Source organism: Crossiella sp. NPDC003009 (genome assembly GCF_053591555.1).
Map to the genome: position 1 here is coordinate 41941 of NZ_JBSFUA010000047.1, position 22366 is coordinate 64306.

At 72.1% G+C, this 22366-nt stretch carries 15 protein-coding genes; 7 read left to right on the top strand and 8 right to left on the bottom strand.

Translation table 11 applies throughout. The features are described from left to right. Nucleotides 1–725: 725 nt before the first annotated feature. The 3 genes from ACWDY5_RS33780 to ACWDY5_RS33790 form a co-directional block, all read right to left on the bottom strand. Complete coding sequence (locus ACWDY5_RS33780) at nt 726–1265, bottom strand: regulatory protein RecX (RefSeq protein ID WP_449726196.1); 540 nt, start codon at nt 1263–1265, stop codon at nt 726–728. A gap of 2 nt (nt 1266–1267) precedes the next feature. After that, the gene (gene recA, locus ACWDY5_RS33785; protein WP_449726197.1) at nt 1268–2311 is read right to left on the bottom strand and encodes a recombinase RecA; all 1044 of its coding nucleotides are present in this window, start codon (nt 2309–2311) and stop codon (nt 1268–1270) included. A 239-nt stretch (nt 2312–2550) separates the two neighbouring features. Continuing rightward, a complete protein-coding gene (locus tag ACWDY5_RS33790; RefSeq protein WP_449726198.1) occupies nt 2551–3510 on the bottom strand; it encodes a hypothetical protein in 960 nt (319 codons plus the stop codon). 296 nt (nt 3511–3806) lie between these two features. Between ACWDY5_RS33790 and ACWDY5_RS33795 the strand changes: the two genes are divergently transcribed. Then, nucleotides 3807–5633, top strand: a complete 1827-nt coding sequence (locus ACWDY5_RS33795) for a S8 family serine peptidase (RefSeq protein ID WP_449726199.1) — start codon at nt 3807–3809, stop codon at nt 5631–5633. 49 nt (nt 5634–5682) lie between these two features. Here the strand turns inward: ACWDY5_RS33795 and ACWDY5_RS33800 are convergent, their stop codons facing one another. Continuing rightward, nucleotides 5683–5877: a DUF3046 domain-containing protein gene (locus tag ACWDY5_RS33800; RefSeq protein ID WP_252485842.1), complete on the bottom strand. Its 195-nt coding sequence runs from the start codon at nt 5875–5877 to the stop codon at nt 5683–5685. A gap of 39 nt (nt 5878–5916) precedes the next feature. Here ACWDY5_RS33800 and ACWDY5_RS33805 point away from each other — a divergent pair, with 39 nt between their 5' ends. Further along, complete coding sequence (locus tag ACWDY5_RS33805) at nt 5917–6051, top strand: hypothetical protein (protein ID WP_256510466.1); 135 nt, start codon at nt 5917–5919, stop codon at nt 6049–6051. On the opposite strand, the gene ACWDY5_RS33810 is transcribed toward ACWDY5_RS33805, so the two are convergent. After that, nucleotides 6048–7292, bottom strand: coding sequence for an MFS transporter (locus tag ACWDY5_RS33810; RefSeq protein ID WP_449726200.1), 1245 nt, complete (start codon nt 7290–7292; stop codon nt 6048–6050). The two genes, ACWDY5_RS33805 and ACWDY5_RS33810, sit on opposite strands and share 4 nt — an antisense overlap. Further along, nucleotides 7289–8446, bottom strand: coding sequence for an acyl-CoA dehydrogenase family protein (locus tag ACWDY5_RS33815; protein ID WP_449726201.1), 1158 nt, complete (start codon nt 8444–8446; stop codon nt 7289–7291). Before ACWDY5_RS33815 ends, ACWDY5_RS33810 begins: the two co-directional genes overlap by 4 nt. A gap of 296 nt (nt 8447–8742) precedes the next feature. On the opposite strand from ACWDY5_RS33815, the gene ACWDY5_RS33820 reads away from it, so the two are divergent. The 3 genes from ACWDY5_RS33820 to ACWDY5_RS33830 all read left to right on the top strand — a co-directional run bounded on the left by ACWDY5_RS33820 (nt 8743) and on the right by ACWDY5_RS33830 (nt 13993). Continuing rightward, nucleotides 8743–9354 carry a sigma-70 family RNA polymerase sigma factor gene (locus ACWDY5_RS33820; RefSeq protein ID WP_449726212.1) on the top strand — a complete coding sequence of 204 codons (612 nt, stop codon included), beginning with the start codon at nt 8743–8745 and terminating at the stop codon, nt 9352–9354. A gap of 16 nt (nt 9355–9370) precedes the next feature. Further along, complete coding sequence (locus ACWDY5_RS33825) at nt 9371–10174, top strand: aminotransferase class IV (protein ID WP_449726202.1); 804 nt, start codon at nt 9371–9373, stop codon at nt 10172–10174. A 114-nt stretch (nt 10175–10288) separates the two neighbouring features. After that, nucleotides 10289–13993: a S8 family serine peptidase gene (locus ACWDY5_RS33830; RefSeq protein WP_449726203.1), complete on the top strand. Its 3705-nt coding sequence runs from the start codon at nt 10289–10291 to the stop codon at nt 13991–13993. A gap of 54 nt (nt 13994–14047) precedes the next feature. Here the strand turns inward: ACWDY5_RS33830 and ACWDY5_RS33835 are convergent, their stop codons facing one another. Next, the gene (locus tag ACWDY5_RS33835) at nt 14048–16339 is read right to left on the bottom strand and encodes an Hsp70 family protein (RefSeq protein ID WP_449726204.1); all 2292 of its coding nucleotides are present in this window, start codon (nt 16337–16339) and stop codon (nt 14048–14050) included. Nucleotides 16340–16424: 85 nt separating this feature from the next. After that, nucleotides 16425–16991: a helix-turn-helix domain-containing protein gene (locus ACWDY5_RS33840; RefSeq protein WP_449726205.1), complete on the bottom strand. Its 567-nt coding sequence runs from the start codon at nt 16989–16991 to the stop codon at nt 16425–16427. A 64-nt stretch (nt 16992–17055) separates the two neighbouring features. On the opposite strand from ACWDY5_RS33840, the gene ACWDY5_RS33845 reads away from it, so the two are divergent. Together ACWDY5_RS33845 and ACWDY5_RS33850 are read left to right on the top strand one after the other, a co-directional pair. Then, a complete protein-coding gene (locus ACWDY5_RS33845) occupies nt 17056–17883 on the top strand; it encodes a class I SAM-dependent methyltransferase (protein WP_449726206.1) in 828 nt (275 codons plus the stop codon). A gap of 560 nt (nt 17884–18443) precedes the next feature. Beyond that, nucleotides 18444–22366, top strand: a 3923-nt coding sequence (locus tag ACWDY5_RS33850; RefSeq protein WP_449726207.1) for a DEAD/DEAH box helicase, incomplete at its 3' end; no start/stop codon positions are given.

Genomic DNA, 22366 nt, shown 5'->3' on the forward strand with positions numbered 1-22366 from the left:
CTGGGCTGCGCAACTTCCTGGGCGTCGCGGCTTCGTGGGTGACATGGCTCCTGGGCGGCGGGCTGGAGCAGAAGCGCGGCTCGGGCGGAGTGCAGTTGGGCGAGCTGCGGTGGGGGCGGGAGCGCGCTGGGAACGAAGCTGCGACGAGTCGGAGGCGGGGCTGGCAGGGGCGGGCGGCGTTCGGCGGGAGCGGCTTCGGCAGTGCTGCTTCCCCGGCAGCGTGGCTTCTCCTGGCAGCATGGCTTCTCGGACGCCGGGCCGGAGCGGCACGCTTCTCGCCGGAGTTGCCGCCAACGGCGCTGGCCGCCCGGAATCGCCGCTCCGCCAACGCAAACCATGCGCCCGCACGATTCGGGCCGCCCACGCAACCTGCGCGCCCACGCGATTCGGGCCGCCACGCAACCCGCGCCCACGCGATCCATTCCGCCCACGTGCTCCGCTCCGCCCGCGCAGACCGCGCCCACGTGCTCCGACCGCCCGCGCAAACCGCGCGCCCGCGTGCTCCGACCGCCCACGCAAACCGCGCGCCCGCGTGCTCCGACCGCCCACGTGCTCCGACCGCCCACGCGATGCGCTCCGCTCACGTGTTCCGGCGGCCAAGGCGGTCCTGCCCCGCCGGCGCGATCCGCCGTGCCGGGGTGAGCCACGCCGCCGGGGCCAGCCAGGCCGGCCGGGGTTTCCGGCAGCCGCGGTGTGGTGCGGGGTGGCGGCATGGGCTGGGTGGGTCAGTCTGGGGGGTTGTCCAGGAGGGTGGCGTCCAGGTCGGCTTCGCGGAGTTCTTCGCGGACCACGCGGAAGGCCAGGCCCTCGGAGTAGCCCTTGCGGGCCAGCATGCCGACCAGGCGGCGGATGCGGGTTTGTTCGTCGGCGGACTGGAGGCTGCCGCCGCGGAGGCGTTTGCGGACCAGGTCCCTGGCTCGGGTTTCCTCGGCCTCGGGGTCCACCGCGGCCACCGCTTCGGCGGCCACCTCGTCGGCGACGCCCTTGCGGCGGAGCTCGACGCTCAGGGCGCGGCGGGCCATGCCCTGGTAGGCGTGCCGGGAGCGGACCCAGACCTCGGCGAAGGCGGCGTCGTCGACCAGGCCCACCTCGTCCAGGCGGGCCAGCACCGTCTCCGCGACCTCCGGCTCCACTCCCTTGCGCGCCAGGCTCTGCGCCAGCTCCGCCTTGGTGCGCGGGCGGGCGGTGAGCAGCCGCAGGCACACATCCCTGGCGTAGGCCACGGGATCCTGCGGCTGCTCCTGCCTGCCCTGTTCGGAGCGCACGGTCAGAAGTCGACCGGAGCGGGCGCGGTGTCGTCGGCGTCGAGCTTGGCGCCGATGCCCAGCTTCTCCTTGATGCGCTTCTCGATCTCGTTGGCCACGTCCGGGTTCTCCCGCATGAACTTGCGGGCGTTCTCCTTGCCCTGGCCCAGCTGGTCGCCCTCGTAGGTGTACCAAGCGCCGGACTTGCGCACGATGCCCTGCTCGACGCCGACGTCGATCAGCGAGCCCTCGCGGCTGATGCCGACGCCGTAGATGATGTCGAACTCGGCCTGCTTGAACGGCGGGGCCACCTTGTTCTTGACCACCTTGACGCGGGTGCGGTTGCCGACCGCGTCGCCGCTGTCCTTGAGCGTCTCGATGCGGCGCACGTCCAGGCGCACCGAGGCGTAGAACTTCAGCGCCTTGCCACCGGTGGTGGTCTCCGGGCTGCCGAACATGACGCCGACCTTCTCGCGCAGCTGGTTGATGAAGATCGCGGTGGTGCCGGAGTTGTGCAGCGCACCGGTGAGCTTCCGCAGCGCCTGGCTCATCAGCCGGGCCTGGAGGCCGACGTGGCTGTCGCCCATCTCGCCCTCGATCTCGGCGCGGGGCACCAGCGCGGCCACCGAGTCGATCACCAGCACGTCCAGCGCGCCGGAGCGGATCAGCATGTCCGCGATCTCCAGCGCCTGCTCGCCGGTGTCCGGCTGGGAGACCAGCAGCGCGTCGGTGTCCACGCCGAGGGCCTTGGCGTAGTCGGGGTCGAGCGCGTGCTCGGCGTCGATGAAGGCGGCGATGCCGCCGTTCTTCTGCGCGTTGGCCACCGCGTGCAGGGCGACCGTGGTCTTACCGGAGGACTCCGGACCGTAGATCTCCACGACCCGGCCACGCGGCAGGCCGCCGATGCCCAGGGCCACGTCCAGGGCGATGGAGCCGGTCGGGATGACCTCGATCGGCGGGCGCCCCTCTTCACCGAGGCGCATCACCGAGCCCTTGCCGAACTGCTTGTCGATCTGGGCCAGCGCGAGTTCGAGGGCCTTGTCTCTGTCGGGTGCTGCGGGTGGCATCGCTGTGGTCCGCCTTCTCGTCCGGGCTGGTCTTTGTGGGTCGCGCTCACGCTAGCGGGCAGGACCGACAATCCTCCGCGAGGTAGTCGCCGTCTGTGGATAACCGGCCCGATGTGGACAACAGGCTAACCGAACAGGTGTTCGATCCGAAAACCGACACGCCGACTGGTACGGTGCCGCGCCCCGAGAGGGTTTCGGCCTGACCGCGGCCACACTTGAGGCAGCCGCACTTGAGGGCGTCAGAGCCAGCCGTGCCGGATCGCCTGGACACCGGCCTGGAACCGGGTCTGCGCGCCGCACCGGTCCATCAGCTGCCGGACCCGGCGCTGCGCGGTCCGCGGCGCCATGCCCAGCTGCCGGGCGATGCTCTCGTCGGTCAGCCCGGCGGCCAGCAGCGCGAGCAGCTGCGGGTCCACCTCCGGCTCGGGTTCGGCCGCGGCCGCGCCGGTGAACGGGATGCTCCGGTCCCAGTACAGGTCGAAGGTGGAGTGCAGCACTTCCAGCAGCGGCGACGGGCGGATCACCAGCACGCTGTCGATGCCGGTCGCGCCGACCACCGGCAGCACCGCGCCGCGCCGGTCCACCAGGCCCAGCTTGAACGGCAGGTCCGGGGTGACCCTGGCCTTCTCGCCGCCGGCCACCAGGCTCAGCACCTCCGCCAGCCGCCCCGGCAGCTCAAAACTGGACCTTTCATAGACCACGCGCCAGCAGACATCACGTTCGCTGCTGTCGTTCTCCAGCCCGATGAACTCCTCGGAATGGGACAGATAAGGCGGTTTGTCGAGAACGCGGACCTCGTCCCTGGCACTGAGCAACAGGGCCCGCCACTGGGACAGCGCGGCATCCGCGCCCTTCACCACCTCGACAATGGAGTCGTCATCCGGACAACCGTTGCCGGCCTGCCGGTAGAGCTCCATCAGGCGGGCGGTCTCGGCGCGGGCGCGGCGGTGCTCGTTCTCCCGGTCGGCGATGAGCAGCTCCACCGCGAGATCGGGCGCGACCGCGCACCAGCGGGCCGTCGCACCGGCCACCCTGCGGACCAGGCCCCGGCTCTCCAGCTCCAGCAGCACCTCGGCCAACCTGCGCGGATCACGTTCCGACCCGGCCATGGCCAACTCGGCGGCGCTGCTCGTGCCGCCGCGCAGCAGCAGCTCGTAGACCGCCGACTGGGCCGGGTCGACCCCGAGGTTCTCGAGCACTCGTCCTCCCGCCTGTGCCGGTCATTGTGACCCCCGGAAAGCGAAAAGGCACTGCCGAAGCCGATTGTCCGGATCACCTGTATTCAAGTGATTATCCGACTACGCGGCCATCAGGTCGGCAATCGATTAGACCATTCGCCGCAGGTCGTGAACGCATCGTAGTCAGTTGACGACGGAAACGTGACCGACTAATGGCGTGAACACGGTGCTGACGTAAAGCAGCCGCCGCGAACCCTGTGCTTGCGATCACACCAATGCCTACCTTCCGAGTCCCCTGCTTTGGAAGGAAGCCCCCTGTGAACCGTGTGTTCCGCACGGCGCTGGCCACGGCGTCCGTGCCCGCCGCCCTCGTCAGCAGCCTGATGCTGCTGCCCGTGACCGCCCAGGCCGCCCCCAGCGGCGCCCAGCCCAGCCAGCCGGTGACCGAGCGCCCGTTCGAGCGACTGATCGTGGGCTACCAGTCCAGCTCGCTGGAGGCCAGCTCCGACGACGCGGCCGCCAGCGACGCCCGTGGCAAGGCCGCGAAGGTCGGCAAGGACCTGCGGCTGCACCGCCGCATGTCCACCGGCGCGGCCGTGGTCGACCTCGGTGGCAAGACCACCAAGGCCGAGGCCGCGCGCACCATCGAGGAGTTCCGGGCCGACCCGAAGGTCGCCTACGTCGAGCCCGACCTGTTGATGCAGCCGCTGGCCGCGCCCAACGACACCGAGTACCACCGGCAGTGGGACCTGTTCGAGGCCAACGCCGGCATGAACGTGCCGGGCGCCTGGGACTCCGCCACCGGCACCGGCGTGACCGTCGCGGTGATCGACACCGGCTACGTCGCGCACTCCGACCTGGCCAGCAACATCGTCAGCGGCTACGACTTCGTGGCCGACGCCGCCCGCGCCAGGGACGGCAACGGCCGGGACAGCAACCCGGCGGACGAGGGTGACTGGGTCAAGCGCGGCGAGTGCGGCACCGACGCCAACGGCCAGCCGGTGCCCGCCAAGGACACCGACTCCAGCTGGCACGGCACCCACGTGGCAGGCACCATCGCGGCCAGCACGAACAACAGCAAGGGCATCGCGGGCATCGCCTACAACGCCAAGATCCAGCCGATCCGGGTGCTGGCCAAGTGCGGCGGCGCCACCTCCGACATCGCCGACGCGATCATCTGGGCCTCCGGCGGCTCGGTCACCGGCGTGCCGGCCAACCAGAGCCCGGCCAAGGTCATCAACATGAGCCTGGGCGGCAAGTCCAGCTGCTCGAGCACCTACCAGAACGCGATCAACGCCGCGGTCTCCCGCGGCACCACGGTGGTCGTGGCCGCGGGCAACAGCAACGACGAGGTCTCCGGCTACACCCCGGCCAGCTGCAACAACGTCATCTCGGTCGCCGCGAGCAGCCGTGAGGGCAACCGGACCTGGTACTCCAACTACGGTGCCAAGATCGACGTGGCCGCGCCGGGCGGCGAGACCCGCAGGGCCAACGACACCCCCGGCACCATCACCACCCCGGAGAACGGCATCTGGGCCACGCTGAACAACGGCGCGAGCACTCCCGGCGCGGAGAACTACGAGCCGTACCAGGGCACCAGCATGGCCGCCCCGCACATCGCCGGCCTGGCCGCGCTGATGGTGGGCAAGGACAAGGCGCTGACCCCGGCCTCGGTGGAGCAGCTGATCAAGGACAACGCGCGGGCGCTGCCCGGCACCTGCACCGGCGGCTGCGGCGCGGGCCTGGCCGATGCCACCAAGACGGTGGCCGCGGTCGGCGGCACCACTCCCCCGCCCGCAGGCACCTTCAGCAACACCGAGGACGTGGCGATCCCGGACCGCGGCGCCGCGGTGACCTCCGCGATCACCGTCAGCGGCCGCACCGGCAACGCCTCCAGCGCGCTGAAGGTCGCGGTGGACATCAAGCACACCTTCCGCGGCGACCTGGTGGTCGACCTGCTCGCCCCGGACGGCACCGTCTACCCGCTCAAGCGCTCCTCGGCCACTGACTCGGCGGCCAACGTGCTGGCCACCTACACCGTGAACGCCTCCAGCGAGGTCGCCAACGGCACCTGGAAGCTGCGCGTGCAGGACGTCGCCAGCTACGACACCGGCAAGATCGACTCCTGGAGCCTGACCTTCTGACCACCCGGTTGAAGTAATGCTGACCCGCCCGGTCCCTGCTCCGGGCGGGTCAGCGCCGTTCTGGCGGCACGTCGAAGTCCTCGCACACCGCGCGCCACACCTGCTTGGCCGGGAATCCCGCGTCCAGCGCCTGGTTCGGGGTCCGTCCGCCGAGTGCGGAGAAGACGTGGTCACGAGCCAGCATGTCGGCGCGGACCTCGCCGAACTCCTCGGCCATCAGACTGCGGAACACCGTGTTTCTCATCGCGGACCAGAGTACGGCCCCTGCCGGTAGGCTCGGCGCGTGTTCGACTTCGGCGACGACCCCACCGGTCTGTCCTCCCCGATCGCCACCATCGCGACCATCGGCGCGCTGGTGGCCATGATCGTGCTCTACCTCCGGTACCTGCGGAACTCCCGCGGCCGCGACGACGACTAGGCCGGTCGCAGCGCGGTGAGCGCGCAGACCACCAGCAGTGGCAGCGCGGCGAAGCCGACCACCAGCCCGAGCGCGGCGTAGGACCCCGCGGTCACCAGCACTCCGGCCAGCACCCCGCCGCAGGCGCCACCGGCGTTCATCAGCAAGTCCGACAGGCCCTGCACGGCGGGCCGCTCGGCGGCGGGCACGCTCTCGGTGAGCAGTGCCGACCCCGCGACCACGCCCGCTGACCAGCCGAACCCCAGCACGGTCAGGGCCAGCGCGAGCTGCGGCGCGTCCTGCCCGTCCGCGGTGCCCGCGATGCCGGCCGCGGCGACCACCAGGGCCGCGCCGAGTCCCAGGATCGGCACCCGGCCGTGCCGGTCGGCCAGCCAGCCGAAGACCGGGCTGGCCACGTACATCGCGGCCGCGTGCAGGCTGATCACCACGCCGACCACGGCCAGCGAGTGGCCGCCGTGGTCCAGGTGCACCGGGGTCATCGCCATCAGGCCGACCATGGCCGCGTGGCAGAGCACGATCCCGGCCAGCGCCAGCCCGGCCTGCCCGCGCAGGTGCCGCCAGGCCGACCAGGCCCCCGGCGGCACCACCGGCGCGCCGCCGTGCGCCGGGCAGCTCACCCCGGCCGGCGCGAAGGACCTGGCCAGCACCAGCGGGTCCGGGCGCAGGCCGAGGCCGGCGCACAGCGCGGCGGCCAGGAACACCAGCGCCGCCACCAGGTACGCCCCCGCCGCCGCGGGCAGCCCGAGCTCACCGGCCACCTGCCCCGAGGGTCCGGCCAGGTTGGGTCCGACCAGCACCCCCGCGGTGCTGGCCCACACCACCACCGACAGCGCCCGCGCCCGGCGTTCCGGCAGCGCGAGGTCGGTGGCGGCGTACCGGGCGGCGAGTCCGGCCATCGCGCCGCCGCCGAAGAGCACCAGCGCGCCCAGCAGCAGCGGCCAGCTGCCCAGCACCAGCGCGAGCACCGCCAGCACCGAGCCGAGCACGCCGGTCCCGTAGCCCAGCACCAGCGCCGGACGCCGTCCGCGCCGCTGCGCCAGGGTGGCCGCGGGCACCGCGAGCAGCGCCGAGCCGATGGTGGAGGCGGTCGCGGCCATCCCGCCGACCGCCGCGCTGCCGGAGAGCGCGGCCCCGGCCAGCGCGCTCACCGCGACTCCGGCGGCCACCCCGCCCGCGCCGAGCACCTGGGTCGCGGTCAGCACCCCGAGCACCCGGCGCTGGGCGGCGGCGACCGCGGTCACCGCGGGCCGTCCAGCCGGAGCGACCGGCCAATGATCTCCTTCATGATCTCGTTGGTGCCGCCGTAGATCGCCTGCACCCGGCCGTCCAGGAAGTACTTGGAGATCGGGTACTCGCTCATGTAGCCGTAGCCGCCGTGCAGCTGCAGGCAGCGGTCGGCCACCCTGCGGTCGATGTCGGTGGCCCACCACTTGGCCATGGCCGCGTCCTCCGCGGTGAGCCTGCCCGCGACCAGGTCCAGCACGCAGCGGTCCACGAAGGTCTGGGTGACCCAGTACTGCGTCTCCATCTCGGCCAGCTCAAACCGGGTGTTCTGGAACGCGCCGATGGAGCGGCCGAAGGCCTTGCGCTCGCGCACGTACTCCTCGGTGAGGTCGAGCATCGCGCGCACCGCCGCGGCCGAGCCGACCGCCATGGACAGCCGTTCCTGCGGCAGGAACCGCATCAGGTGGTAGAAGCCGCGGTTCTCCTCGCCGATCAGGTTCGCCGCCGGCACCCGCACCTCGTCGAAGAACAGCTCGGCGGTGTCCTGCGCCTTCTGCCCGATCTTGTCCAGGTTCCGCCCGCGCTCGAACCCCGGCATGCCCCGCTCCACCGCGAGCAGGCTCAGCCCCTTGCTGCCCTCGGCCTCCGGGTCGGTGCGCGCGACCACGATGACCAAGTCGGACAGGATGCCGTTGGTGATGAAGATCTTGGACCCGGAGAGCACCCAGTCCGAGCCGTCCCGCCGCGCGTAGGTACGGATGCCCTGCAGGTCAGAGCCGGCGCCGGGCTCGCTCATGGCGATCGCGGTGATCAGCTTGCCCGCGCAGAAGTCCGGCAGCCAGCGCTGCTTCTGCTCCTCGGTGGTCAGCTCGCGCAGGTACGGCCCGACGATGTCGTTGTGCAGCCCGAAGCCCAGCCCGGAGGCCCCGGCCCGCACCACCTCCTCGTCCTGCACCGCGTAGAAGCGGTAGTCCGATTCGCCCCCGCCGCCGTAGCGCTCCGGCATGTCGATGCCGAGCAGGCCGAGCTTCCCGGCCTCCTCCCACACCTCCCGCGCCACGATGCCGTCCCGCTCCCACTGCGCGTGGTGCGGCAGCACGGACCTGGCCAGGAACTCCCGCACCGTCGCCCGCAACGCCTCGTGCTCGTCCCCGTACAGCTGACGCTCCATGCCTCGATCGTGACATGGGGTTCTGCCCGGCGGAACCGCTCAGTGGATCACTCGCGGTGGGCGACCGAACGGGCAACCGAAGACCGCCATTCAGGTAACGGTTTGCCCCGGCGACATCACATTCCGTCTCCGTCCCCGTCCCACCGTGCGTTGCGTCACAGAACAAGTCGAAAGTTGAAGCAAGAGTTCGTCCGAACGCAGGAATCCGTGTCGGCTGGGGCGACTAGAGAGGGGACGACACAGTGTCCGCACAGGCGCATTCCCTAGGGGGACTCGGCGGGGTGCTACGCCGGGACATCGCCAGGCGCACCGCCACCATCTTCACCCCGGTCCGCCCAGAGTCCAGGGACGCCGAGCTCGACGGGGTGGTGTCCGCGGCCATCGCGGGGGACCGGCAGTCGGTGTCCTGGCTGCTCGGCTACATCCGGCCGATCGTGGTCCGCTACTGCCGCACCCGGATCGGCCGCCAGGAGCGTTCCTTCGCCTCCGCCGACGACGTGGCCCAGGAGGTCTGCCTCGCGGTGCTGACCGCGCTGCCCACCTACCGCTCGCAGGGCCGCCCGTTCCTGGCCTTCGTCTACGGCATCGCCGGGCACAAGGTGGCCGACGCCTACCGGCACGCCGCGCGCAACATCTCCGAGCCGGTGCCCGAGGTGCCGGACACCGTGATCACCGAGGGCGGACCGGAGCAGCAGGCGCTCTACCGCGAGCTGTCCACCGAGATGGGCAAGCTGCTGGACGTCCTGCCGCCGAAGCAGCGGGAGATCCTGGTGCTGCGCGTGGTGGTGGGTCTGTCCGCCGAGGAGACCGCCAGCGCGGTCGGGTCCACGCCGGGCGCGGTGCGGGTGGCCCAGCACCGGGCGATCAGCCGGTTGCGCACCCTGCTGACCAGGTCGAAGCGCGCCTAGACCTAGGGTCGGCGGCATGAGCGTGTTGCGTGCCGAGATCGACGGACAACCGGCCACGGTCGAGCAGCTGCTGACCACGACCACGGTCAACTACGGCCACTTCACCGGCATGACCGCGGTGGACGGCCGGGTCCGCGGCCTTGACCTGCACCTGGCCCGGCTCGGCTCGGCGACCAGCGCGCTGTTCGGCACCACCCTGGACCTGGACCGGGTCCGCGCCCTGCTGCGGCAGGCACTCTCCGGCCTGCCCGGCCCGGTCAGCGCCAGGATCAACGTCTTCCCGGCCGCGCTCACCTGGGACGGGCTCGGCGCGCCGATCGAGCCGAGGGTGCTGGTGCTCATCCGCCCCGCGCCGGAGCCCGCGACCACTCCCCTGCGCACCCGCACCGCGCGGTACACCAGGGACGCGCCGGAGTTCAAGCACGTGGGCACCTTCGGCCTGTTCCAGCAGCAGCGGCTGGCCCGGCTGGACGGCTATGCGGACGTGGTGTTCCTGGACGAGCGCGGCAGGCTCAGCGAGGGCTCAATCTGGAACCTCGGCCTCTTCGACGGGGAGCACGTGGTGTGGCCGGAGGCGGCCGTGCTGCCCGGCATCGCCTACCAGTTGCTGCGCCGCGGCCTGGCCGAGCTGGGCGTGCCCGAGCTGGACCGGCCGGTCGAACCGGCTCAGCTGCCCGGTTTCCGGGCCGCCTTCTTCACCAACGCGCCCACCGGCGCCCGCGCCCTGAGCAGCATCGACGAGGTCGAGTTCACGGTGGACCACGAGCTGATGGACCTGCTCCGCCGGGCCTACGAGCTCGCTCCTTGGGATGAGGTCTGACCCGCCGATCGTTGTCGGTGGATCGCACGAAAAAGTGGAACTCTCACCAGGTTTCGGCCACTAAGGAAAAGGGGCTTCCCTTCCTGCCCCGTTCCTACCGAGGGGTCCAACGAGATGAACCGAAGATCACGGACGTTGGCCGGGCTGGTGGCGCTGGCCACCGCGAGCGCCACACTGGCGGTCTCGCCATCAGCCGCCGCGGCACCCGCTCCCGCACCTGGTGCGGGCACGCAGCACCAGGTCACCCTGATCACCGGCGACACGGTGCGCGCCACCCAGCGCGCCGACGGCGACTGGCAGCTCAACGTCGACCCGGCACATCGCTCAACGTCGTTCGGCTTCCGGCAGTTCCCGGTCACCCGCGACGGCAAGACCGACTGGTACCTGGTGCCGCAACGGGCCGAGCGGCTGCTGGCCGAGGGGCTGCTGGACCGCGAGCTGTTCAACATCACCGGCCTGATCCGGCAGGGCTACGACGACGCGCGCAGCAAGGTGCTGCCGCTGCTGGTGCAGTACCCGGAGGCCGCGGCCACCCGCCGTGCCGTGGCACTGCCGGGCGTCACCGCGCAACGCGAGCTGCCCAGCCTGAACCTGGCCGCGGTGGACGGGCAGAAGGCGGCGGCGAGCGACTTCTGGCGTGAGCTGACCCAGCAGGGGCCGGCCGCGCTCGCCGGTGGGGCCAGCAAGATCTGGCTCAACGGCAAGGTGAAGTCCGCACTGGACACGAGCGTGCCGCAGGTCGGCGCACCGGCCGCCTGGCAGGCCGGGTTCACCGGCAAGGGTGTCACGGTGGCCGTGCTGGACACCGGGATCGACGACACGCACCCCGATGTGGCCGGGAAGGTCAAGCACAGCAAGGACTTCAGCGGCAAGGGCAACGTCAAGGACGGCGACGGGCACGGCACGCACGTGGCCGCGACCGCCGTGGGCTCGGGCGCGGCCGAGGGCGGCAAGTTCAAGGGCGTCGCCCCGGAGGCCGACCTCGCGGTCGGCAAGGTGCTCAACGACAACGGCAGCGGCCAGTTCGACGACATCATCGCGGGCATGGAGTGGGCCGCGGGCGAGGTCAAGGCCAAGGTCATCAGCATGAGCCTCGGCGGTGGACCGACCGACGGCAGCGACCCGATGGCGCAGGCGGTGAACACGTTGACCCGCAAGCACAACGCGCTGTTCGTGATCGCCGCGGGCAACTTCGGCTCGCCCGGTTCGGTGTCCAGCCCGTCCAGCGCCGACCTGGCGCTGACCGTGGGCAGCGTGACCAAGTCCGGCGGCCGCTCGGACTTCTCCAGCCAGGGACCGCGAGTCGGCGATGGCGCGGTGAAGCCGGAGATCTCCGCGCCGGGCAGCGACATCGTGGCCGCTCGCGCTACCGGCACCGCCATGGGTGAGCCGGTGAACGAGCGCTACACCAAGGCATCCGGCACCTCCATGGCCACTCCGCACGTGGCCGGTGGGGTGGCGATCCTGGCGCAGCAGCACCCGGACTGGACCGCCGAGCAGCTCAAGTCGGCGCTGGTGTCCACCTCGGTCCCGGTCGCGGGCAGCGGCGTCTTCGCCGTCGGCGGCGGCCGGATGGACCTGGGCAAGGCGGTCGCGGCCAAGGTGCTGGCCGGGCCGAGCGTGGTCAACGCGTTCCTGAAGTGGCCCAGCACCAAGGCGGAGACCCGCACGGTCACCTACAGCAACCCGGGCACCGCGCCGCTCACCCTGAACCTGAAGCTGGACCTGGCCGACACCGCGGGCGCTCCGGCTCCGGCGAACCTGGCCAAGCTGTCCGCGAGCTCGGTGACCGTGCCCGCGGGCGGTCAGGCCTCGGTGACACTCACGCTGACCCCGCGCACGGCCAAGCAGGGCAGCTACGGCGGCGTGCTGACCGCCACCGACGGCAGCACCACGGTGCGTTCGCTGGTCGGCGCGCACGAGGAAGGCGAGCACTACGACGTCACCGCCAAGGTGCTGCGGCAGGACGGCAAGCCCGGCACCGCGGGCAACGGTGAGGTCTTCCTGACCCGCCACCAGGACGGTGTGGCCTACCAGATATCGCTCGGCGGCAGCGCCAGGGTGCCGCCCGGCACCTACACCGCGACCGGCTCGATCATCACTCCCCAGCCGGACGGCGAGCCGACCCTCGCGATGGTGGCCAACCCCGTGGTGAAGATCAGCAAGTCGGCCACGCTGAACTTCGACGCCCGGCAGGCCAAGCAGGTCAAGGTCAGCACCGACCAGGCGGCCGCGCGGGGTGGTTCCTGGCTGGTGCAGATGCGGCAGCAGATCAAGGACACCGGGCGGACACACAGCTTCGGCTGGTTCCTCAACCCCCAGTTCTCCCACTTCTCCGCCTACTCCACCCCCGGGGTCAGCTCCCCGTCGTTCAGCTTCGCCAACAACTTCCGGCTGGAGGAGCCGGAGATGGAGCTGTTCACCGAAGGCGCGCAACGCCAGGAGCTGGCCGCCGGCTGGCTGCGCGGCTCCGCCGAGGACCCGATGAACACCAAGCTGCCGTCGGTGTACGCGGGCAGCGGCACGGTGGAGGAGCTGGCCAAGGTCGACGCCAAGGGCAAGTTCGTGGTGATCGGCCTGCCCGGCCAGACCACCTATGACGAGGTGTACCAACGGATCCGCAACATCAAGGCGGCCGGTGGCGTGGTCGCCGGCCTCTACGTCAGCGACGAGCAGCCCTTCCGCGCGGCCGCGAAGCTGGCCGAGGAGGAGAACCCGGCGGTGCTGCCCTCGGTGCGGGCCTTCGGCCAGTACGGGCCGAAGCTGGCCGAGTTCGCCAAGACCGGCGGCCAGGTGTCGCTGATCGCGCGCAAGGGCAGCAAGTTCCGCTACGAGCTGGCCTACCCCGCCGCGGGCAAGGTCCCGGCCAAGCTGGAGTACCAGGCCAAGCCCGCCGAGCTGGCCACGGTGAACTCGGTCTACTACGGCTACAGCCAGAACGAGCCACCCATCGTCGGCGGCTACTACCAGACGCCCAGCGGCTGGATCAGCACCCAGAGCTTCACCGAGGGCGTGGCCTCGGCCGAACGGGTCGAGTACTTCACCCCCGGCAACTGGGACCTCAGCGTCGGCGGCTGGTGGGGCGCCTCCGGTGACCTGACCGCCAAGGTGAAGCTGGAGGCGGGCAAGTCCTACCGGCACGAGTGGAACAAGGCGGTCAACGGGCCCGCGTTCCACGGCACCACCAGCAGCACCCTCGGCGAGAACCACCCGTGGGCCTGGATCAAGGGCGACCTGGTCGACGTGACCGTACCCTGGTGGTCCGACGCGGCAGGGCACCCCAGGGTGGCCGACCCAAGCTGGGAGATCGACAAGGGCAGCACGGCGCTGTTCGCCGACGGCCAGGAGGTGGCGCGGCACAACCTGCCCGGCCGCGGGGTGTTCGTCCGCCCCGGGGCCCGGGAGTACCGGCTGGAGTCCGACGTCAGCAGGGATGCGCCGTGGTGGACCACCTCCACCAAGGTCAGCTCGGTGTGGACCTTCGCCCCGCCCAGGGTGGAGACCGGTCCGCTGCCGCTGTACACCGTGCGGTTCGCGCCGCCGGTGAGCCTGCGCAACGTGGCCCCCGGCGACCGGGAGTTCGCCATCCCGGTGACCGTGCCGCGGCAGGACGGCCCGGCCCAGCCGGACAACCTGACCGTGGACTACTCGGTGGATGACGGCGCCACCTGGCAGCAGGCCAAGGTGGACAAGACCGAGGCGGGCTGGACGGCGACGGTGCGCAACCCGGCCAAGGGCTTCGTGTCCTTGCGCGCCAAGGCTTCCGACGGGTCCAGCAAGGTGGAGCAGACCGTGCTCAAGGCCTACGAGATCGGCTGATCCGCGCTCGGACAGCAGAAGGAGGCGGCGTCCCGGAAGCGGGGCGCCGCCGACTCAGCTGGTGGTGCCGGGCTGGATCTTCTGCTCGAACAGGTCGGCCAACGCATTGGCGCTGGCCGGTTTGCCGCTCACATGGACCGCTCCGAACAGCGGCCGCCCCTCCACGGTGAACACCACCCACCCGGTGTTGTTGTTCACCCCGGCCGAGTAGCGCCCCTTGAGACCGTTGCCCTCCCACTGGGCCTCGACCTTCTCGCCCTTGCCCGCAAGCTGCTTGGTCATGGCTGCGGCCAGATCGGCCGACTGCTGGGAGGAGGCGTGCTGGTAGATCACCTGCACCTGCTGCCCGTCCGCGGTCAGACTGCAACTGGCCTGCGCCCCGACCAGCTTGGTGATCTCGGCAGGCAGGTTGCTGGCCCCAGAGCCCTTGGCGCACTTCGCGCTGTCTGCCACCGCGCCCGCGAGCTGACGCGTGCAGTTGGTGAACCCCTTGTCATCGGCCGTGCCGACCGCCTGGCAGTCCTGCGCGCTGGGCAGGCTCGACCCGCTCAACGCGATGATCCCGAACACCACGCCCACCACGACCACCACCGCCGCGGCGATCCCGATCAGCAACGTCTTGTTCTTCTTCTTGCCCGCACCCTGCTGCGCCTGCTGGTAGCCCTGTGGATGACCGCCCGGGTACTGCTGCTGCGAGCCGTAAGGTTGCTGCTGCACCGGGTACTGCGACTGGTTCGGCAGTCCAGCGGCCGGTGTGGCACCAGGCTGCGCGACATACGGCGACTGCCCGCCCCACGCCGCGTGACTGCCCGTCGCATGGCTGCCTGTCGCGTGACCGCCCGTCGCCTGACCGTCTGTCGCGTGGCTGCCCGTCGCGTGGGCGCCTGCCGCATGGCCGCCGGTCGCATAGCCGCCCGTCGCGTGGATGTCCTGCGGCGAGTACAGGCCCGGCGGGGTGTGCGTGCCCTGCGCCGCCTGCCCGTGCGCTGTGTGAAGGCCGTGGGCCGCCTGGTCGTACGCACCCTGGTCGTACGCGCCCTGGCCATGCCCGCTCTGGTCGTAAGCCGCCTGGCCGTGCCCCGCCTGCCCGTGCCCCGCTTGGCCGTGCCCCGCTTGGCCGTGCCCCGCTTGGCCAAGCCCTGTCTGGCCGTGCCCCGATTGCCCGTGCCCTGCCGCGTTCTGACCAGCCTGGGCGTACCCGTCCTGCGCCTGACCGTCCGCGGCGTGCGCGCCCTGAACCGTCGCGGCCGTCACGTCCTGGGTGCGCAGCGGGTTGTCGTCCTGCGGCACGTCGTGCGCGCCCTTGGCGACCGCGGTCTCCGGCTGGTCCAGGCTCGCCGGCACCACCCGCAGCCGGTCGGCGATCAGCTGTGCCACCAACGGAATCCGGCTGGACCCGCCGACCAGGTAGATCCCGGCCAGCTGCTCCGGAGCCATGCCCGCGCGCTGGATCGTCTTGGCCAGCACGTCCACGCTGCGCAGCAGGCTGGGCCGGATCAGCGCCTCCAGCTCGGTGCGGGTGACCAGCACGTCGGAGAACTCCTCCGGCATCGGCACCTCGGTCTGCTGGTGCCGGGACAGCGCCTCCTTGGCCTCGCGCACGTCCTCCAGCAGGGTGCGGCGGGCGCGGCGGTCCGAGGTGGACTCCGGGCGCAGCAGCCGCTGCCAGCGACCGGGGTCGCGGAAGGAGACCTCGCGGCCGACGTGCACCAGCAGCGCGTGGTCGACGTCCAGGCCACCGAGATCGGGCAGGCCGTCCTCGGCGAGCACGGTGAAGCCGGTGGGCGTGACCCCGACCACGGCGACGTCGAAGGTGCCCGCGCCCAGGTCGTAGACGGCCAGCGCCTGCCCGGGACTGAGCTCGCGGTCCGGGAAGGAGGCGAAGTGCGCGGCCGCGGCGACCGGTTCCGGCACCAGCACCAGGTTCGGCCCGAGCCCGGCCAGCCGGGCCGCGGAGACCAGCGCGTTGCGCCGCACCGAGCCCCACTGCGCGGGGTGGGTCAGCCGCACCTCGTCCGGCAGCACTCCGTTGAGCTGCCGCGCGGTCTCCTTGGCCACCCGCTCCAGCACCGCGGCCAGCGCGTCGGTGACGGTGATGACGTCGGTGCCCAGCAGCAGCGTGGTCTCGTCGATCCGCCGCTTCGGGTTCGGCTCGAACCGGGACGGGTCCAGCCGCGCCTGCCGTTCGGCGTCCCGGCCGACCAGCAGGGTGCCGTCCTCGTTGGCGTAGACCGCCGACGGCATGGTCGCGGAGCCGTCCACCTCGATGACCCGCGGCGGCAGGCCGTGTGCGGACAGCACCGCCACGGTGTTGGACGTGCCCAGGTCAACGGACAGGACGCGCACAGCTCTCCCCTCGCCTTCCTTCAGCGGAGGCTGATGCTGCCATGTCCGAACGGAGCAACGTGGGCGGATCCCCTAATTGAGGGTGTCAGTCGCCGCGCGGCTTGGCCCGGACGTGCATGCGCTCGCCCTGCGGGCCGAACAGGCTGAGGATCTCCACCGGCGCCTCACCGGTGCTGCCGAACCAGTGCGGCAGCCGGGTGTCGAACTCGGCCGCCTCGCCGACCTTGAGCACCACGTCGTGGTTGGCCAGCACCAGCCGCAGCTTCCCGGCGAGCACGTACAGCCACTCGTAGCCCTCGTGCGTGCGCGGGTCCGGCTCGCTCTGGCTGACGCCGATGACCATCTTGTACGCCTGCAGCCCGCCCGGTTGCTGGGTCAGCGGCACCACGGTGCGGTCACCGTGCCGGACCGGCTTGAGCCGCACCCGAGGATCACCCACCGGCGGCGCCCCGACCAGCTCGTCCAGCGGCACCTGGTGCGCGTGCGCGATCGGCAGCAGCAGCTCAAGGCTGGGCTTGCGCTGCCCGGACTCCAGCCGGGACAGCGTGCTGACCGAGATGCCAGTGGTGTCGGACAGCGCGGCCAGGGTGCACCTGCGCTGCTGGCGGATCCGTTTGAGCCGGGGGCCGACCTCGGCAAGCACATCGTCCATGTTCCTATTGCAGAAACAGCAACAAAGTTTGTCAAGTTGGCCCCTCGGCGCGCACAGTCAGGACATGACCGACATCGACTGGACCGCCATGGCCGACCTGCTGGAACGCGAGGGCGAGACCAACGCCCCGTACGTCACGCAGGCCCTGGCCGAACTCAGCCACCTCAGCCCGAACCGGGTCCTGGACATCGGCAGCGGCCCCGGCGTGGCCGCCTGCCAGCTCGCCGCGACCTTCCCGGACGCCGATGTGGTCGCGGTCGACGGCGCCCCCGGCCTGCTGGACCGCGCCGAGCAGCGCGCCAAGCGCCTGGGCGTCACCCTGCACACCCAGGTCGCCGAGTTCCCCGACGGCCTGGCCGAGCTGGGCCCGGCTGACCTGGTGTGGTCCAGCCAGGTCGTGCACCACGTGGGCGACCAGCAGGACGCGCTCAACCGCCTCACCGCGCTGCTCAACCCCGGCGGCGAACTGGCCATCACCGAAGGCGGCCTGCCCATCCGCGCGTTCCCGCGCGACCTGGGCTTCGGCCGTCCCGGCCTGGCCGCCCGCCTGGACGCGGCCATCGCCGACCGCTTCAACGCGATGCGCGCCGACCTGCCCGGCTCGGTCACCGTGGCCGAGGACTGGCGGGCCCTGCTCGCCAACGCCGGCCTGACCGCGGTCCGCAGCAAGACCTTCCTGATCGATCACCCAGCTCCGTTGTCCACCTCCCATCGCCAGTTCATCCGACACAGCCTGGAACGCCAGCGCCACATGGCCACCGAGGTCCTCGACGCCGAGGATCTCGCCACCATGGACCGCCTGCTCGACCCGGCCGACCCGGCGAGCGTCGACCAGCGCCAGGACCTGTTCTTCCTGACCGCCCGAACGGTCCACTACGGCCGCAAGCCGTAACCGGCCCACGGCCCGCGGCCAGTCGGCGACCACACCGCGGCCCGGTCCAGTGCCCGGCTCGGTCCAGTGCCCGGCTCGGTCCAGTGCCCGGCTCGGTCCAGTGCCCGGCTCGGTCCAGTCCGGTCCAGTCCCGGCCTGGACCTGGCCCGGTCGGTCACGCACGCGGCCAACCAGCACGGCTCCGGCCGTCCACGCGGGCGTGGGCGATCCAGTCCTCGACCGCGACGCGGCCACGTCCCAGTCCGCACCGGCGCTACTCCGGTCCGCCGGTCCGCCCAGGTGCGCTGTCCGTCCGAACCGAGCCAGCGCTCTCCTGATCCACACCGGCGACAGCACGCGCACGGCCGTCATCGCCTGTCACGAGCCTCGACTCCGCGACACCTCCGAACCGGTCCTCGCGGTCCGAGCGATGCGGGAGTTCCCGGCCACGCCACTCTGCGCCGCCCCGGCCCAGGCCCGCAACCGGCACCCCGCCGCCCTGTGGATAACTCCGCCCCGACCCGGGGCCTGTGGATAACCGATTAGGCCGATTGTCGGGGTATGGGGTGAGGATGGGTGCCATGGCCGACCTGCCGATGTTCTCCCCCGCCACCCGGGACTGGTTCCGGGGTGCCTTCGCCGAGCCCACCGCGGCCCAGCTGGGCGCCTGGCGGGCCATCGCCGCTGGTCAGCATGCCCTGGTCGTGGCGCCCACCGGATCGGGCAAGACCCTTGCCGCCTTCCTGTGGGCGCTGGACCGGCTGGCCACCGACCCGCCGCCGGAGGACGCCCGCCGCCGCTGCCGGGTGCTCTACGTCTCCCCGCTGAAAGCCCTGGCCGTGGACGTGGAGCGCAACCTGCGCGGACCGCTCGCGGGCATCCGCCAGGCCAGTCACCGGCTGGACCTGCCCGAACCGGCGATCGCGGTCGGCATGCGCACCGGCGACACCCCGGCCGACGAGCGGCGCGCCTTCGGCCGGAAACCGCCTGACGTGCTGGTCACCACCCCCGAGTCGCTGTTCCTGCTGCTCACCTCGGCGGCCAGGGACTCGCTGCGCGGGGTGCACACGGTGATCGTGGACGAGGTGCACGCGGTGGCGGGCGGCAAGCGCGGGGCGCACCTCGCACTGTCCCTGGAACGCCTGGACGAGCTGCTGGAGGCGCCTGCCCAGCGGATCGGGCTGTCCGCGACGGTGCGGCCGATCGAGGAGGTCAGCGCCTTCCTGGCCGGTGGCCGCCCGGTCGAGGTGGTGCAGCCGAAGACGCCCAAGACGATCGAGGTCAGGGTCGAGGTGCCGGTGGCGGACATGTCCACCCTCGGCGAGCCGACCGGGGAGGTCAGCGGGTCGGCCGCGGGCGCGGAGAAGCGCACCTCGATCTGGCCCGCGGTCGAGGAGCGGGTGCTGCGGCTGGTCCGCGCGCACCGGTCCACCATCGTCTTCGCCAACTCCCGGCGCCTGGCCGAACGCCTCACCGCCCGCCTCAACGAGCTCGCCACCGAACCCGACGACCGGGTCGAGCTCGACCAGTTCCCCGCCGAGGCGATCGGCCAGTCCGGGCTGACCACCGGCGCGCACCCGGTGATCGCGCGGGCGCACCACGGCTCGATGTCCCGGGAGCAGCGCACCCTGGTCGAGGAGGAGCTGAAGTCCGGCGTGCTGCCCTGCGTGGTCGCCACTTCCTCGCTGGAACTGGGCATCGACATGGGCGCGGTCGACCTCGTGGTCCAGGTGGAGGCGCCGCCCTCGGTGGCGGCCGGGCTGCAACGGGTCGGCCGGGCGGGGCACCAGGTCGGCGCGGTGTCCAAGGGCGTGGTGTTCCCCAAGTTCCGCGGCGACCTGGTGGCCTGCGCGGTGGTCGCCGAACGGATGGCCGAAGGCGCCATCGAGGCCGTGCGGTACCCGCGCAACCCACTGGACGTGCTGGCCCAGCACATCGTGGCCATGGTCGCGCTCGAACCCAAGACCGTGCCCGAGGTGGCCGCGCTAGCGCGGCGGGCCGCGCCGTTCGCCGCGCTGCCCGACTCGGCGCTGCACGCCGTGCTCGACATGCTCGCCGGGCGCTATCCCAGCGAGGACTTCGGCGAGCTGCGTGCCCGCATCACCTGGGACCGGATCACCGGCGAGCTCCGCGGCCGCCCAGGCGCGCAGCGGCTCGCGGTCACCTCCGGCGGCACCATCCCCGACCGCGGCCTGTTCACCGTGATGACCCCGGCCAGCGCCGAGGGCTCGGGATCGCGGGTCGGCGAGCTGGACGAGGAGATGGTCTACGAGTCCAGGGTCGGTGACACCTTCCTGCTCGGGACCTCCGCCTGGCGGGTCGAGGACATCACGCACGACCGGGTGATCGTCACGCCGGCGCCCGGCCAGCCCGCGCGGATGCCGTTCTGGAAGGGCGACTCCCCCGGCAGGCCGCTCGAGCTCGGCAGGGCACTGGGCAAGTTCGTCCGCGAACTGTCCACAATGGACGAATCGGAGGCCAGGGCGCGGTCCACGGCGGCCGGGCTGGACGAGTGGGCGACCGACAACCTGCTGAGCTACCTCGCCGAACAGCGCGCGGCCACCAGGCACGTGCCCAACGACCGGGTCATCGTGGTGGAGCGGTTCCGGGACGAGCTGGGCGACTGGCGGCTGGTGGTGCACTCCCCGTTCGGGGCCAGGGTCAACGGACCGTGGGCGCTGGCGGTGGCTGCCCGGCTACGCGAGCGGCGCGGGCTGGAGGCACAGGTCGCGCATTCCGACGACGGGATCGTGCTGCGGTTGCCGGATGCCTGGGACAGCGACGGCGGGGAGGTGCTGCCCACCGCGGAGGACGTGCTGCTCGACCCGGAGGAGGTCGAACAGGTCGTGGTCGCCGAGCTGGGCTCCTCGGCGCTGTTCGCCGCCCGGTTCCGGGAGTGCGCCGCCCGGTCACTGCTGCTGCCCCGCCGCGACCCGAAACGCCGGGTCCCGCTGTGGCAGCAACGCCAGCGCTCGGCCCAGCTGCTGGCCGTGGCCGCGCGCTACGAGCAGTTCCCGGTGGTGCTGGAGGCCATGCGCGAGTGCGTGCAGGACGTCTACGACCTGCCTGGCCTGCGCGCGCTGATGACCGAGGTGCGCGGGCGCAAGGTCAAGGTGGTCGAGGTCGAGACCCCCTCGCCCTCGCCGTTCGCGCGCAGCCTGCTGTTCGGCTACGTCGGGATGTTCCTCTACGAGACCGATGCGCCGCTGGCCGAACGTCGCGCGGCCGCGCTGTCCCTGGACACCACCCTGCTCGCCGAACTGCTCGGCGCGGAGGCGATCCGCGAACTGCTCGATCCCGAGGTGCTCGCCGAGATCGAGCAGCAGCTGCAACGCCTCAGCCCGGACCGCCAGGTCCGCGACCTGGAGGGCGCGGCCGACCTGCTGCGCTTCCTCGGCGACCTGTCCACCGAGGAGGCCGCCGCCCGCGGTATCCAGCTGGCGTGGCTGACCGAGCTGGCCGCGACCCGCCGGGCCATCCAGGTGCGCATCGCTGGGGAGACGCGCTGGCTGGCCATTGAGGACGCGGGCCGGGTCAGGGACGCGCTGGGCGCGGCCCTGCCGGTGGGCGTGCCCGAGGTGTTCACCGAGCCGGTGCCCGATCCGCTCGGCGACCTGCTGTCCCGTTACGCCCGCGGCCGGGGCCCGTTCACCGCCGCCGACGCCGCGGCCCGGTTCGGACTGGGCGTGGCCGTGGTCACCGCCGTACTGGAACGCCAGACCGGCCTTGGCCGCCTGGTCAAGGGCGAGCTGCGTCCGCTGGCCGAGGCGCACGCGCCCGCCGGCGGCCTGGAGTACTGCGACGCCGACGTGCTCCGCAGGCTCCGCCGTGCCTCGCTGGCCAGGCTGCGCGCGGAGGTCGAACCGGTGGAACCCGCCGCACTGGGCCGATTCCTGCCCGCCTGGCACGGGGTCACCCGGCGGATGCGGTTCGCGCCGACCGTGGACGACGTGCTCTCCGTGGTGGAACAGCTGGCCGGCGTGCCACTACCGGCCAGCGCCCTGGAGTCGCTGATCCTGCCCGCCCGGCTGCCTGGCTACTCCCCCGCTCTGCTCGACCAGCTCACCGCCAGCGGCGAGGTCACCTGGACCGGCAGCGGCGCGCTGGCCGGGGGTGACGGCTGGCTCGTGCTGGCCCCCACCGAGGTGGCCGACCTGCTGCTGCCCGACCCCGAGGACGACCCGCCCGCGACCCCGCTGCACGCCGCCGTTCTGTCCACTTTGGACGGAGGAGCGCTGTTCTTCCGCCAGCTGGCCGACCGAGCGGGCGAAATCCTGCTCTCCCAAGCGGAACCGGCCCCCGACGACCAGGCGGTGCTCGCCGCCTTGTGGGACCTGGTGTGGGCAGGTCTGGTCAGCAACGACACCCTGACACCGCTGCGCGCCCTGGTCGCGGGCCGCGGCGCCACCCACAAACCCCGGGCGAGCACGACCACGGTGTGGGTGCCCGAGGGCGTGGACTCCGCGACCGTGCGGACCCGGCTGCTGCACGACTTCGGCATCGA